A 14,634-nucleotide genomic window follows, 5' to 3' on the forward strand; every position below is an offset into this window, starting at 1 on the left:
GTCGTAACCCCCTTCTAAAGTAAAAAAGCCAGTGATGTCCTACCATCACTGACTTTCAAACAATTCCCTCTGCCTAGCTTGTGCTCATCCGCCTCTAACGGATGCAGGGATTTATTTGCGTTTTTCTGTTAAAAAAACCATTTCAAATGTATGAAAGAACCGTTATTCTCCAAAGAAATTGGGTGGAAGATCATGCGATTAACCGTACTCCAGCTTCTGATTGTTGCCTTCTTTACAAATGTCTCCGTCGCCCTTGATGGCCGAGCTCAGGAGTTCATGAATAAAAAGATCAGCATCGAGCTTCAAAATAAGAGTGTGAGTGAAGTACTATCCCAGCTGGAAAAAGCCGCGGGTGTTAAATTTTCCTATAGCCCTGACCTGATTCAATCGCAACGTTCGGTAACGCTGAACGCAGCGAATGAAAGCCTGAGCGTGGTGCTACAACGCTTGCTGCAACCCCTTCAAATTAAGTTTGAACTGGTGGGCAATCGCCTGATTCTGACGCGTGCCAACCGCCTGGAGCCTACGTTCATTGAGCGGTACATCACGCTGATGATGCCCAGCAAAATTCAGGGCAATAAACCCCTGCTGACAGTTACGGGACAAGTAAAAGACGAAACCGGATCAGTAGTACCCAGCGTAACCATCCTGCTAAAAGGTACGCCGAACGTAGGTACAGTTACGAATGCCGAAGGTCGTTACTCCCTGAACGTACCCGATGGCAATGCCGTATTGGTATTCTCTTCCATTGGTTACGAAAGCCAGGAAGTACCTGTAAACAACCAGACGACGATTGATGTAACGATGAAATCGGACATCAAGTCGCTCAACGAAGTCGTCGTCGTCGGTTACGGTACGCAGCGTCGGCAGGAAGTAACCTCGGCGGTATCGACAATCAAAACCGAAGACTTTAACCAGGGTGGTACGCGGAATGCATTGGACTTGATTCAGGGTAAAGTAGCGGGTTTGCAGATTACGCGTACGCAGGGTAACAACCCGAACTCTAGCCCGGCTATCCAGCTGCGGGGTATTGTTTCGATTAATGGAGATCTTTCACCCCTGGTCGTGATCGACGGTATTCCTGGCGGTAACTTGGATCTGCTGCAACAGGATGATATCGAATCCTTTGACGTACTGAAAGACGGTTCAGCGGCGGCTATCTATGGTACGCGGGGAAATGCTGGGGTAATTCTGGTGACGACGAAAAAAGGAAAAGGAGGCCCTCCAACCTTGACGTATTCTACCTATGCACAGCACGAAGTCGTAGCTAAACGCCCTCAGTTTTTAACCGCTGCGGATTGGCGGGCAGCCATGCAGGATCCAACGAACCCCAAAGCTAGTCAGATGCGGGATTTGGGGGCGAATACGGATTTTTACGATCTCATGCTCGATAAAGGCAATCTGAGTCATTACCATAACATGGCGCTTTCAGGAGGTAGCGGTGCGAATAGTAATTACCGCGTTTCGATGTATTACAACGAAGCCAACCCGATTACGATTCAAAACTGGCGGAAGCAATTTGGTGGTCGTTTAAGCGTCTTCCAAAAGTCATTAAATAACCTGCTTTCGACGTCAGTGAACCTGGCGACCAACTTCAACAAGGCCAATTTACTGGGTGGAAACACGGGTGATTTTGAAAATGCACTGGGACGTAACCCAACGCAACCTTTATTTGATCCTAACACGGGCCGTTACTTCGAAGAAGGATCTACCGTAAACCCCATTGGCCGCTTGAACCAAGAGAAGTTGACTCGGGATCAGCAAACGACTTCTGCCGACATCCGTTTTACGTTGGAACCCTTTAAAGGATTTAAAGCGAGTGCCTTCGGAGCCGTACAGCGGGATGTTTGGAATGATAATGAGTACCGGAACCGGGATTCTCGTCGCTCGGTGCTGGATCAATTAAATGGTACGCCAATCGCTGGAACAGGTTACGCACGTAAGTACAATGAGATCAGAAACTTGTCTACGTTCGAATCGACGCTCGAATACGAAACAAAATTCCACGAAGATCACGGTTTTAAAGCTTTAGCGGGTTACAGTTATCAGTATAACGTGCGTTCGTGGTTTGAAGGAGCGAACAGTGGTTTCTTAAACGATCAGTTCCAGGAGAATAACTTAGGTGCGGGTAACTTCATCGCCTTGGGTAAATCTTCCCTGGGTAGCTTTAAAGAAGACAATACGCTGATTGCCTTCTTTGGACGTCTGAACTATGATTACAAAGGCAAATATATTGCTCAGTTCATTCTGCGTCGCGAAGGTTCATCCCGCTTTGGTGCCAATAACAAGTACGGTAATTTCCCCGCGGCTTCGGTGGGCTGGAACCTGGCTCAGGAGAACTTTATCAAGTCACTCAATGTCTTTGATGATTTAAAATTCCGGGTAGGATACGGGATCACGGGTAACCAGGGAATTCCGAACTATCGTTCACTGGTGCGTTTAAGTACGGGTAACTTCTATTTGAACGACGATGGCGTCTGGCGTCAGACGTACGGACCGAGCAACAACCCCAACCCCAACCTTCGTTGGGAGCGTAAAGCCGAGTTAAACTTTGGTCTGGATTTTGCTCTTTTCAAAGGTCGTTTAACGGGGGCCTTCGATGTTTATAATCGTCGCACGAAAGACTTGCTGGGTAACTTTAACACTCAATTGCCTCCCTACATTCAGGCTACGCTGTTTACCAACGTAGGTACGATTGATAACAAAGGGGTAGAGTTAAGCCTGAGTGGCTCTGTCATCAAGAAGAAGGATTTCTCCTGGAGCATGGACGTCGTGGGTAGCACGCAGAAAAACCGCCTGGTTTCGCTGTCAAGTGATGTCTTCAAGGCTACGTTCCTAACGTTCGGTGGTATTGGTGGTACCGGTGCTTTAGGAGATGCGATCCGTACCATCGAAGGTGGTTCACTAGGTAGCTTCTACGGGAAGCGATTTGCCGGCTTTACGCCCGAAGGCAAATGGTTGTTCTACAAAGCCTCTGGCGAAGCGGTAACCTCTGATAAGATCGTTGCCAACGAAGACTACACCTACATCGGTAATGGTATTCCGAAAGTGTATCTATCCTGGAACAACCGTCTGCAGTACAAAAACTTCGATTTGACGGTCTTCTTCCGCAGTAAGCTGGGTTATGACATCCTGAACCTGCAACAGGTATTCTTCGGCAATAAAGTGTACTTGCCCACGAACGTCTTGAAAGATGCCCTGGGCCGTAACAACCAGATCAACGATGCGCTTCAGTATTCGGATTACTACCTCGAGCCGGGTGGATTTGTGAAGCTGGACAACGTAACGCTGGGTTATAACTGGCGATTCAACTCACCCGTAATCAAGAATCTGCGTATCTACGCTACGGGCCGTAACCTGTTGACGATCACGAAATACCGTGGTATGGATCCGGAAATCAATGATGTCGGACTGGATCCTGGTATCGACGGTCGTGGTTTCTATCCCCGTACGCAGTCGTACACGCTTGGTCTTAATGTTCAATTCTAATTTCGAACGCATTCATGAAACGTTACTATAAAGGGCTGGTGTATGCTAGCTTGCTGGCGATTCTCTCGGGTACGAATGCCTGTACCAATCTGGACGAAACGCTGTATAATGAAATTGATGCTTCTGCATATTATAATAACCGTCAGGAAATTCTTTCAGCCGTACTGCGTCCGTATACGCACGCCAACGCCTGGACGGCTCCGACGGGACAGAACGGTCACTGGCGGATTACCGAACTTTCGGCCGATCAGTTAGCCTGGCCACAAAAAGGTCGCCACGGCTACGATGATGCCCAGTGGATTCGTCTGCACGGTCATAGCTGGTCATATACCGAAAACACCGTGTGGAATCCTTACAGCCTAATGTTTACGGGGGTAGGTTTCTGTAACAATGCCCTAGGCGATTTTAGCCGCGTGGATTTCGCGAAAGCCGGGGTAAGTGAAGCGGAGAAGAATGCGTTCATTGCTGAACTGCGGGTGTTCCGGGCGTATCACTACATGAAGCTCATGGACATGTACGGTAATATTCCCATCGTAACCACGGTAGGAACGCCAACGAGTCCCGAGACGCGTCCCCGGGCCGAAGTCTTCGCTTTCGTGGAAAAGGAATTAACCGAAAGCGTTGATTTGCTGCCCAACCTGGAGAAAAAATACATTGGTCGGATTACGAAAGCCGCTGGGTACTCCATGCTGGCTGAGCTGTACCTGAACGCCGAAGTATGGTCAGGGAAAGCTCGTTGGGATGAGTGTATTGCGGCTTGTGACAAGATCATCAGCGGTCAGACGGGAGGTCTAAACGGAGCTCCGGTATTGGATCAGGATCTGGTTTCTACCTACAACAATACGAACGATAACTCCAAAGAAATCCTGTTTCAACTCGTATACGATGCTCAGTTGACACCCACGCGTTGTGGCTGGAGTGGTGACTTCTACCACTTCAACCAGCGGTTTATCTACGACGGTGATGCTAACGGAAACAATGGGGTAGTGGTGATCCCATCCGCTTACGATGCCTTCAAGGATACGGATCTTCGCAAGAAACAGTGGTTTTTAATTGGCCCCCAATTCTACGCGGCTGATCCTACCCGTCCGGTATTGGGTACGGAAGAATACAAAGATAAGCAACTCGTATTCGTGAAGGAAATCCGTCGGGCGAGTGAAAACGGAACGGCTTCTTCCATGATTACGGGTGAAGAAAACAGCGGTGCTCGTTTCAATAAGTACCGTCCGGGCCGTCAGTCCGAGACGAAGTACTGGAGCAACGACTGGGCCTTGTACCGTCTGTCAGAAATCTATTACAACAAAGCCGAAGCCCTCATGCGGAAAAGCGGTGGTACGGCTACGGCTGAAGCCGTTAAACTGGTCAACGATGTTCGCAAGCGGGCCTTCTCCGCCGCTGATTTCGAGAAAGAAGCCTACACGACGGCTACGCTGACGTTGGATGAAATGCTGGCCGAACGTGGTCGCGAGTTCATCTTCGAAGGCAAACGCCGGACGGATCTGATTCGCTTTGGCAAATTTGTGACCGCCAGCTGGTGGGATCACACGCCGAGCGGTGATCAAAACAAAAACCTGTATCCGCTGCCGCAGCGTCAGTTGGCAGCGAACCCGAACCTGAAGCAAAACCCAGGTTATCCTGCTCAATAAGGGATTGATGGGAGGATTAACGGACGGAGCAACGTATGCTACGAACGTTAATCCTCTTTTTTTCTACTTGCCGCCTTTTATTCAACATTTTACCATCATGCAATTGAAACAACCGTATAAACCTCTGCTCTGGGGGTTGATGGTCGGCTGCGTGCTTCACTCCGGTGTTTGGGCGCAGCAGACGCCCACGGGGCAGGCCTTGAAGCTGACCGATCTGAGTGCCTTCAAGAAACCGAATGGTTCGAACTGGCAGATTGTAGGGGACGCTTCAGCACCCCTGTCGGCCACACTCAGTACGAGTAAAGGCTCGGGTATACTGGTCAATCTTCCCAACGAGAAAAATAAAGCCAACCTGCTTTCTACGCTCGAACACGGAGACATCGATCTGGAGCTTGACTACCTGATGGCCAAAGGTTCCAACTCAGGCATTTACCTGCAGGGTCGTTACGAAATCCAGCTCATGGACAGCTGGGGCGTCAAAGGAGCTAAAATCGGTGACAACGGTTCCATCTACCAACGCTGGGATGACAAACGCGGAGCGGGTAAAGAAGGTTACGAAGGCCAGGCCGCCCGGCAAAACGCCAGCAAGGCTCCCGGTCTGTGGCAACACCTGCGGATCTCCTTTCAGGCTCCTCGTTTTGATGCCAAAGGCGTAAAGGTTGAAAATGCCCGTATCGTCCGACTCGAACTCAATGGTGTGGCCATCCACGAAAACGTAGAGCTTTCCGGTCCCACGCGGGGTCCGCTGGCCAATAATGAAGTAGCCCGTGGCCCGATCCTGATTCAGGGCGATCACGGAGCGGTGGCTTTCCGTAATATTCAATACACTGCGTACGATACACCTCGTCCCGCTTTAACCTCTCTGACCTATCAAGTATACACCGGTGCTTACGACAAGGAACCCGATCTGAAGACGGCTACGCCCGCTTCGAAAGGAAATGCCAAATCCCTGTCGGCTGGTGTCGTTTCCACGCCAAGTAACTTCCTGATTCAGTACAAGGGCACGCTGCAAGTCAAAGAAGCGGGTTCGTACACGATGCAGGTGGTGGGCGTCAATGGTTTTACCGCCTTGAAAGTAAACGGTAAATCGGTCGGTGATTGGACCATGCGGAGTGCTCCCGTAACGGTAGAACTACCCGCCGGGAATGTGCCGATTGAACTGGTCTATTCCAAACTCAACGGTCGCGGTGCACCTTCGCTCGGACTGATGATTTCGGGTACGGGCCTGCGTCCCTTTTACCTGGGGGATGGGAATGCGGAAGGCATGACGGGTAACGAAAATGGCCCCATCCTGATTGAAGCGGCTAACCCCATTGTGCACCGTAGTTTCATGGACGTTCCCAATGGTCGGGAGCGGGTACGCGTCACGCATGCCATTTCGGTAGGTAGTCCGCAGGAGGTTCACTATACCTACGATCTTGACAAGGGAGCCCTGGTGCAAGTCTGGAAAGGGGAATTTCTCGATGCTACGCCCATGTGGAACAGTCGGGGCGATGGCTCTTCACGGCCTACGGGTATGGTGCAACGGTTCGGTGTACCGGCTTTGAGCCTGAGTCGTCTGTCTTCGCCGCAGGCCGCCTGGGTCGCGGATACGGTGGGCAGTCAGTTCCGTCCGAAAGGCTATACGCTGAAGGAAAATCAGCCGACGTTCCGCTACCAGAGCTACGGTTCGATGGTAGAGGATGCCATTCAGGTATTGCCCGGTCGGGAAGGCGTGAAACGTGAGATTACGGTAGAAAAACCAGCCGCTGATCTGTACGCCCGTCTGGCTCAGGCCGAGCGTATTCAAACGCTCAGTGATCAGTTGTACCTGATTGGTGATAAAGCCTACTACATCCAGTTGGAAGGTGGTGTGAAACCCCTGATTCGTCAGGTGAATGGCCAGCAGGAACTGCTCGTGCCCATGCGTAGTGGAAAACTCAGTTACTCCCTTTTATTCTAAGCAATCGTTATGGCTTTACTGCATACTTCCTGGTTCCGTCGGGCGTCGATGCTGGCTTCGCTGGCACTGACGACTACGCTCGCCGTGGCTCAGGAATCACCCAAAGAAGAAGATTTTTTCCGCATCTTTCGCGTACCCGCTCCTGAAGGTACACTGTTGGAAGTAGGCGGAATGACCGTATTGCCCAACGGAGACTTGGGCGTATCCACCCGCCGGGGTGATATTTATATTGTCGAAAACCCGACCAGCCGTCGGCCATTCTTCCGCAAGTTTGCGAGCGGTCTGCACGAAATACTGGGTCTGGTTTATAAAAACGGCTCTTTGTACTGTGCCCAACGCGGGGAGCTCACTAAACTAACCGATACGGATAAGGACGGCAAAGCCGATGTACTGGAAACGGTATACGCCTGGCCTTTGTCTGGACACTATCACGAGTACAGTTTCGGTCCTAAAATTGCTCCGGACGGTAGCTTCTTTGTTTCGGGCAACGTGGCTTTTGGTAACGAAGAATGGTGGGCGGGCGAAAGTCGCGTCCCCTGGCGGGGTTGGGTGATGAACATTACCGAAGACGGGCAAATGAAACCCTGGGCTACGGGCGTACGCTCGCCCTGCGGTTTGGGTATCATCGACGGTGAATTATTCTACAGCGATAACCAGGGCGACTGGATTGGTTCGGGTGGCGTATGGCACCTGAAAAAAGGAGCTTGGGTGGGTCACCCGGCAGGCTTACGCTGGTCGGACCTGCCGAACTCACCCGTGAAGATCAAGCAGGAGGAGGTGTACGCGATTGTGGATTCCCGTCGTCGTCGCGATGCCAATGGTCGGGCCATCAAACCCGAGAACGTGGTCGACGAAACGCCGATTCCTTTATACACGCTGAAAGAGAAATTCCCGGCTCTGCAATTGCCCGCCGTTTGGTTACCCCACGGTATCCAGGGTATTTCCAACTCCGAAATTCTCGAAATTCCTCAGGGTAATTTCGGTCCGTTCGCCGGACAGGTACTGGTCGGTGATCAGGGGCAGTCGAAGATCATGCGGGTGTTCATGGAAAAAATTAACGATGAATACCAGGGAGCTTCCTTCGATTTCCGGGCGGGTTTCCAGTCAGGCGTCCTGCGGATGGCCTGGGGTAAAGACGGATCACTGTTCGTCGGTGAAACCAACCGGGGCTGGGGCTCCGCCGGTGAAGCCAGCGAAGGGCTGCAACGCTTGGTCTGGAATGAAAAAACGCCGTTCGAAATGAAGGCCGTACGGGCCATGCCCGATGGGTTTGAAATCGAATTTACGCAACCCGTGGATCGCAAATCGGCCGAAGACTTGGCTTCGTATACGGTAGATAGCTTTGTTTATAAGTACCACCCGGTGTATGGTAGCCCTCCAATTCTACGGGAGAGTAATCCGATTAAAGGGGTTAAAGTATCGGAAGATGGACTGAAAGCTCGCCTGATTGTCGATAACCTGCGTCGCTACTACATCCACGAACTGCGTCTGGATGGTGTGCGGAGTACGGAAGGCTTTTACTCACTGGTACACCCGCAGGCCTTCTATACCCTGAACAATATTCCAACGGGTAAAAAACTGGCGATGAGTGAAGTTAGTACGCGGAGCACGGCCGTAGCCGCTGAAACGTCCGCTCCGGAAAAAGAAACGCCTGCTACGGGTACCGGAAAAACCACTCCTGCCAAAACCGGACCCAAAACCGTAAAGGTAAATGTACCGAGCTACGATGAAGTGAAGCCCTTACTGACCAAGCATACCTGCTTGGCCTGCCATCAGATCAGCAAGCGTCAGGTGGGTCCGGCGTATACGGAAGTAGCTAAGCGGGGATATACCAACGAAAAAATTGTTGAGCTGATTCACAATCCTAAGCCTGAAAACTGGCCGGATTACGCCACGGAAATGCCGCCCATGCCGCAGGTTCCAAAAGCGGATGCGCTGAAAATTGCAGCCTGGATTAATTCGTTGAAAAAGTAATCGCTTTTTGCAACGATTTTCGCTACGTCCGGTGGCTTACTGCGTCAGTAAGTCACCGGACGTACGATTTTTTATGGGTATCTTTCGCTATACAAACTAGAAATGACAATGGCAGAGGAAAGACCCATGCACGGACTGATGAATCATTTTAGCCAGCCCGGCACCCTGGAATGGATTGGCTTACGAACCGGTCCGCGTAAACCCGTAGAATCCGTATCCGAAACCTACGTACGCATCGGTACGGGACTCGATGGTGACCGCTACAAAGGTCAACCCGAAAGTAAGCGACAAGTCACGCTGATTTCCCGCGAGCATTTGGATGCCGTCGCTTCTTTCGTGGGCCGTGAGCAGGTAGATCCGGCTGACGTACGCAGAAACCTGGTCATTCGGGGCGTTAACCTACAGGCCTTAAAAGGGAAACAGTTTAAAATCGGCGAGGTCGTCCTCGAATACACGGGCGAATGCCATCCCTGCAGTCGGATGGAAGAAGTGCTGGGGGTGGGGGGCTACAATGCCATGCGGGGGCACGGCGGCATTACGGCGAAAGTCTTACAGGAAGGAACGATTCAGGTCGGCGATTCGCTGGAAGTGTTGGACGAAGCACAAGCGTCTGAAAAAGAGTAGCCAAACGCAAGAATTTACCGGATCGGATCAACTAAATACGGGACTGGTTTACTTATATTTACGTAGCCATTATGAAAAGGTAAGGACGCTTTTCCGCCCGGTGTGTGATTCTTTTCAAAGGTAGGGGCCTGATCGCTTTTCAGGGCCTATCGGGCTGTATCCCCACCTTACGTATCCGAGCCGGCTTTGGAATGAAAACGTTTATCCACCGTTTATTCAGCTTACCGTTTATTCAGCTATCCGGAGCGAATGTCTGGATGTTACTGGGCATTGTTTCCTGGACCGTACCCCTAGGCAACTTTGTATGGCTGGGCAAACCCTACATTCAGAACGGGAAGATTTTTCTGGTGACCACCAGTGCCTCGTACCTGATTGTTTTTGGCGGATTATTGATTCAGGCGGTACTCATCCGTCGAATTATCAGCCACTATCCAGGTATTGAACAAACGCCGAAACGGATTGCTCTGGAGTTAGGGGTGTTTGTCCTAATGAATACCGTAGTTACGGTGCTCATCTTCTGGGGGGTGTACAAACAGGTAGGTGTGTATGAACGAATGGCGACTTTTGCTCCCACCTTTTCTACGTATGTAACGATTGGTTGCATCAGTATTACGGCCAGTTTTTTGACCGTAGGCTTGTACGAGAGTTATTATACTTTTCAAAAATGGAAAGAAAAGACCCTCATGGCCGAAGCCTACAAACGCGAAGCGCTGGTCAATCAATTGGAAATTCTCAAAAATCAGGTCAATCCGCACTTTCTCTTTAACAGTCTGAATGTGCTTTCGATGCTGATTACGGAGGAACCCCGTCAGGCGGAGCAGTTCGTCGAACAGCTCGCTCGCGTCTATCGGTATTTGCTGCAAACCAATGATCAGGATTTGACCTATCTTTCCCAAGAACTGGATTTCATCGAAGCCTACTATCATTTGCTCCGGACCCGCTATCAGCAAGGGGTTGAATTATCGATTGAGGTAGCCGCTTCGTATCGGGAGTGGTTATTACCCCCGTTAACACTACAATTGCTGGTTGAAAACGCGGTGAAACACAATCGAATCCAGCCCCACCAGCCCTTACGGATTACGATTGATGTTACCGCAGAAGGCTGGTTACGGGTAGGTAATAACCTGCAACGCAAAACAACGCGGGTCGTATCGCATCAGGTAGGGCTGGCTAACATTGCTTCGAAGTATCGCCTACTAGCTCAGCCTGAACCTATCATTAGTGATACTGACGGTCACTTTGTGGTAACCATGCCGCTCTTAGCCCCGGCTGTGATCTAAAACGAAGGAATGTAGTGCATACCGGCAGTTGAGCCTTATTTTTGCAAGCTCAAGTAACGAGCCTTATGAAATATAAAAAGCATCTTTTCATCTGTACCAATCAAAAACCCGCCCCGAAGCGTTCCTGTGGCGAAGAACACGGATTGGCGCTGGTAGAAGCCTTCAAGGGAAGAATCAAGGAACTGGGTTTGCAAGTCGACATTCGGGCTCAGAAGACGGGCTGTCTGGACGTATGTGCGTTCGGACCTGCCATGGTCGTGTATCCGGAAGGCGTGTTTTACGGAAATGTCCAATTATCCGACGTGGAAGAAATTGTTCAGAGCCATCTCGTTGGGAATCAGGTCGTCGAACGCCTGAAGCTCAACGTATAGGATTTATTTGAGTTTTAGCTTCTTAAAAGACGACTCTTTCTGGATTCAGGAAGAGTCGTCTTTTTTGTAGTTATTTAAGGATCGAGTAAATAATTCCCCATTTTTCATCGGTGTGGATATGGGGTAAGATCTTTAACGAGTAGATTGATTATCAGAGACGTATCGATGGTTTTAACGCTCTTTAACAAATCTCAAGATCCTTTTTAAACTCCGGGCGACCTTTTTTTCGTAGGTACATCCGTAAACAATCTTTGTTAAAGCCATGAAACGCGTCATTGTAAAAGGTATGTGGATGATGGTTTTGGTTTCCACGCTTAGTTCCAGTTTTTTCTCGTGTAACCGAAACGCTCAAGAACCGAAAAAGTCCAAGTTTAATAAAACCCAGAAAGGGGCTGCGATCGGCGTAGGTGCCGGAGCTGTAGTAGGAGGCGTGATTGGTAGTGCTTCGAAGAATACTGCGATTGGTGCGATTCTGGGAGCTACCGTAGGGGGTGCCGCCGGAGCTATCATTGGTCGTAAGATGGATAAACAGGCCAAACAGATTGAGAAGGATATGGGCGAAGCAGCTAAGGTAGAACGCGTCGGCGAAGGGATTCGCGTAACGATGGATGGCCAGTTACTCTTTGCCTATAACTCGACGGAAATCAGTCCGCAAACCCGCGAAAATCTGGCCAAACTAGCCGAAACGCTGAAGAAAAATCCGGATACGAATTTGCTGATTGAAGGTCACGCCGATAACCGGGGTACGGCCGAATACAATCAGGATCTGTCCGAACGCCGGGCCGCTGCGGTGTCAAGCTTCTTGCGTCAGGAAGGCGTAGGAGCTAGTCGGATGACCATCAAAGGGTACGGTTTCAATCAACCCGTAGCCAGCAATGATACCGAAGACGGTCGTCGCCTGAACCGTCGGGTAGAAATCGCGATTTCTGCCAACGAACAAATGAAACAGGACGCTCAGAAGGGACAATAAGTAAATCCTAAGTAACACATTCATCGCTCAACCCTAATCATCCATGAAAAAACTCGCAATTATTTTTGCCTTCTGTCTGGCTACGACCAGCGTTTTTGCCCAGTCTACCACGGCTCGTACTGGGATTCGGGGCGGCTTCTCGGCCAGTAATCTTCGCATCAAAGAATATACGGAGCGAAATCCCTTATACGGCTTCCACGTCAGTGCTTTTACGCAAATTCCGGTGATTACCGATTTCCTGTATATCCAGCCGGAAGTAGGCTATACTAACAAGGGAACGCGGGCTACCTTTAATGTCGCTAATTTTGAAAATGAGAGCAAGTTCAAACTAAATTATTTGGAAGTACCCGTGCTCGCTACGTTTAAGATTGGAGATTTTGTCGACATTCACGCCGGTCCGTATTTTGGGTATTTGCTAAAAGCTGCCGCGGAGAACAATAACAATTTAGGTGGGTCATCAACGGTACTCGATACCGATAATTTCAAACGGTTTGATTACGGCGTAGGTGCGGGTTTGACCTTGTATTTTGGTAAATTCCTAATCAGTACGCGCTACAACTTGGGCCTGCAGAAAGTGGCGGATTCATTTGTAGCTCAGCAAGTGTTGGGCAATGCGAAAAACACGTCCGCTCAACTCTCGGTTGGTGTAACACTTTAATTAGCTTTCCTTTTCACCCATAAAAAAGAGCGATGCTTAGAAGCGTCGCTCTTTTTTATGGGTGAAAAGGAATCAGATTTCCAAATGTTCAGGACTAATATGCAGGATCTCTTCCACGTATTCTCTGGAATTGGATAAGCGGGGCACTTTATGTTGGCCGCCCAGTTTCCCTTTCACTTTCATCCATTCGTAGAAGGTACCGTGCGGTACCATATGTACAACGGGACGAATGAGAGCCAGGTCGAAGCTGCGTTTGGCATCGTAATCAGAGTTGACCTGCCGGAGGGTTTCGTCGAGTACATCCACAAACACATCCGGATTATCGGGCGGTGTCGAAAACTCAATTACCCATTCGTGGCCGCCGCGATTGCCATGTCGACTGCTGCCATTACCCATGTATACTGGGGCGGCGGTGTAGTCGGCAATGGTGGCTCCCGTAGCCTGACAGGCCCGCGTCAATGCCGTTTCAGCGTTTTCAATGATAACTTCTTCGCCGAACGCGTTAATAAAATGTTTGGTACGACCAGAGATTTTGATGCGGTAGGGATACTTGGAGGTAAAGCGTACCGTATCTCCAATCAAATACCGCCACAGACCGGCATTGGTAGAAATGACTACAGCGTAATTGCGGTTGAGTTCTACCTCGGGTAGGGTGTACGCTTTCGGATGCGTTTTACCGAGCTCTTCCAGCGGGACAAATTCGTAAAAAATGCCATAGTCCAGCATGAGTAGCAATTCATCTACCCGACCCAGGTCATCCTGTAAACCAAAGAAACCTTCGGAGGCATTATACGTTTCCAGGTACCGGACCGTATCGCCCTGAAAAACTTCTTTTCGGAACAGCTCACGGTAGGGTTGAAAGGCCACGGCTCCGTGAATGAATACTTCAAAATTGGGCCAAACCTCTAAAATATTCTTCTTGCCCGTCAGTTCCAGTACTTTCTGAATCAGCACCAGCGTCCAGGTAGGTACGCCCAGCGCACTCGTCACGTTGACCTGCGAAACTTCTTCGGCCATCCGTTGAATTTTGGATTCCCAGCCGTCCATCAAGGCCGTTTGCAGGGAAGGCGTACGAATGAACTGAGCCCAAGAGGGCAGGTTTTTCATCACTACCGCCGAAATATCGCCCGTTACGGTACGTTCGTTGAGCTGGTTTTGGGCTAAACTACCCCCAATAGACAGGCCTTTTCCTTCAAATACGCGGGTATCGGGCTTGTGATCTACCCAAAGGGCCATCATGTCCTTACCCGCCCGGAAATGCCCTTCATCAAGTGCTTCGCGGGTGACGGGTATATACTTGCTACGGGCGTTGGTGGTACCCGAAGACTTCGAGAAAAAGCGAATCGGTGAAGGCCACAGTACGCGATCTTCCCCTTTCATCACCCGTTCAATGTACGGAAATAGATCTTCGTACGTGGAAATAGGAACCTCTCGTTGGAAATCGGCGAGACTACGTATCTGGCGGTATCCGTACTGTTTACCCCATACCGTTGACCGTCCCGAACGAATCAATCGTTGGAGTTGTCGTTCCTGAATGGGCCAAGGATCACGGCGGAAGGCTTCAATACGGGCTAGCCGACGTTGTAGAATCCAGACCAGCGTATCATTAAAAAGGGGTAGCATAGGCATGCTGAAGCTTAACGGACGAAGGGTTTTAGAACATTTCAATGCGAATCACCA

Annotated in this window: 10 protein-coding genes; 9 read left to right on the plus strand and 1 reads right to left on the minus strand. The window is 50.2% G+C overall.

What is annotated here, in order from left to right:
* Positions 1-150 precede the first annotated feature (150 nt).
* From C5O19_RS18360 to C5O19_RS18400, 9 genes are all read left to right on the plus strand, one after another.
* On the plus strand, positions 151-3,489 hold the full coding sequence (locus C5O19_RS18360) for a SusC/RagA family TonB-linked outer membrane protein (protein WP_104714839.1): 3,339 nt from the start codon (positions 151-153) through the stop codon (positions 3,487-3,489).
* Positions 3,490-3,503: 14 nt separating this feature from the next.
* Positions 3,504-5,135, plus strand: coding sequence for a RagB/SusD family nutrient uptake outer membrane protein (locus tag C5O19_RS18365; protein ID WP_104714840.1), 1,632 nt, complete (start codon positions 3,504-3,506; stop codon positions 5,133-5,135).
* Positions 5,136-5,232: 97 nt separating this feature from the next.
* Entirely contained in the window at positions 5,233-7,077 is a 1,845-nt protein-coding gene (locus C5O19_RS18370) for a family 16 glycoside hydrolase (protein WP_104714922.1), read from the plus strand.
* Between the two features lie 9 nt (positions 7,078-7,086).
* On the plus strand, positions 7,087-9,051 hold the full coding sequence (locus C5O19_RS18375) for a c-type cytochrome (RefSeq protein WP_394341795.1): 1,965 nt from the start codon (positions 7,087-7,089) through the stop codon (positions 9,049-9,051).
* 108 nt (positions 9,052-9,159) lie between these two features.
* Complete coding sequence (locus tag C5O19_RS18380) at positions 9,160-9,675, plus strand: MOSC domain-containing protein (protein ID WP_104714841.1); 516 nt, start codon at positions 9,160-9,162, stop codon at positions 9,673-9,675.
* A 191-nt stretch (positions 9,676-9,866) separates the two neighbouring features.
* A complete protein-coding gene (locus C5O19_RS18385) occupies positions 9,867-10,955 on the plus strand; it encodes a sensor histidine kinase (protein WP_133163391.1) in 1,089 nt (362 codons plus the stop codon).
* Between the two features lie 65 nt (positions 10,956-11,020).
* On the plus strand, positions 11,021-11,326 hold the full coding sequence (locus tag C5O19_RS18390) for a (2Fe-2S) ferredoxin domain-containing protein (RefSeq protein WP_094815052.1): 306 nt from the start codon (positions 11,021-11,023) through the stop codon (positions 11,324-11,326).
* Positions 11,327-11,588: 262 nt separating this feature from the next.
* Positions 11,589-12,296, plus strand: coding sequence for an OmpA family protein (locus tag C5O19_RS18395; RefSeq protein ID WP_104714843.1), 708 nt, complete (start codon positions 11,589-11,591; stop codon positions 12,294-12,296).
* A gap of 43 nt (positions 12,297-12,339) precedes the next feature.
* Complete coding sequence (locus tag C5O19_RS18400; protein WP_104714844.1) at positions 12,340-12,954, plus strand: porin family protein; 615 nt, start codon at positions 12,340-12,342, stop codon at positions 12,952-12,954.
* 72 nt (positions 12,955-13,026) lie between these two features.
* Here C5O19_RS18400 and C5O19_RS18405 read toward each other — a convergent pair whose 3' ends face one another.
* A complete protein-coding gene (locus tag C5O19_RS18405) occupies positions 13,027-14,577 on the minus strand; it encodes a GH3 auxin-responsive promoter family protein (protein ID WP_104714845.1) in 1,551 nt (516 codons plus the stop codon).
* Positions 14,578-14,634: the final 57 nt, after the last annotated feature.

Source organism: Siphonobacter curvatus, assembly GCF_002943425.1.
Lineage (GTDB): Bacteria > Bacteroidota > Bacteroidia > Cytophagales > Spirosomataceae > Siphonobacter > Siphonobacter curvatus.

Bases quoted from the DNA above. Each gene is read 5' to 3' on its own strand.
- C5O19_RS18360 (WP_104714839.1), top strand. From the start codon at position 151: ATGAAAGAACCGTTATTCTCCAAAGAAATTGGGTGGAAGATCATGCGA.
- C5O19_RS18375 (WP_394341795.1), top strand. From the start codon at position 7,087: ATGGCTTTACTGCATACTTCCTGGTTCCGTCGGGCGTCGATGCTGGCT.
- C5O19_RS18400 (WP_104714844.1), top strand. From the start codon at position 12,340: ATGAAAAAACTCGCAATTATTTTTGCCTTCTGTCTGGCTACGACCAGC.
- C5O19_RS18405 (WP_104714845.1), bottom strand. From the start codon at position 14,577: ATGCTACCCCTTTTTAATGATACGCTGGTCTGGATTCTACAACGTCGG.
- C5O19_RS18370 (WP_104714922.1), top strand. From the start codon at position 5,233: ATGCAATTGAAACAACCGTATAAACCTCTGCTCTGGGGGTTGATGGTC.
- C5O19_RS18390 (WP_094815052.1), top strand. From the start codon at position 11,021: ATGAAATATAAAAAGCATCTTTTCATCTGTACCAATCAAAAACCCGCC.
- C5O19_RS18385 (WP_133163391.1), top strand. From the start codon at position 9,867: ATGAAAACGTTTATCCACCGTTTATTCAGCTTACCGTTTATTCAGCTA.
- C5O19_RS18380 (WP_104714841.1), top strand. From the start codon at position 9,160: ATGGCAGAGGAAAGACCCATGCACGGACTGATGAATCATTTTAGCCAG.
- C5O19_RS18395 (WP_104714843.1), top strand. From the start codon at position 11,589: ATGAAACGCGTCATTGTAAAAGGTATGTGGATGATGGTTTTGGTTTCC.
- C5O19_RS18365 (WP_104714840.1), top strand. From the start codon at position 3,504: ATGAAACGTTACTATAAAGGGCTGGTGTATGCTAGCTTGCTGGCGATT.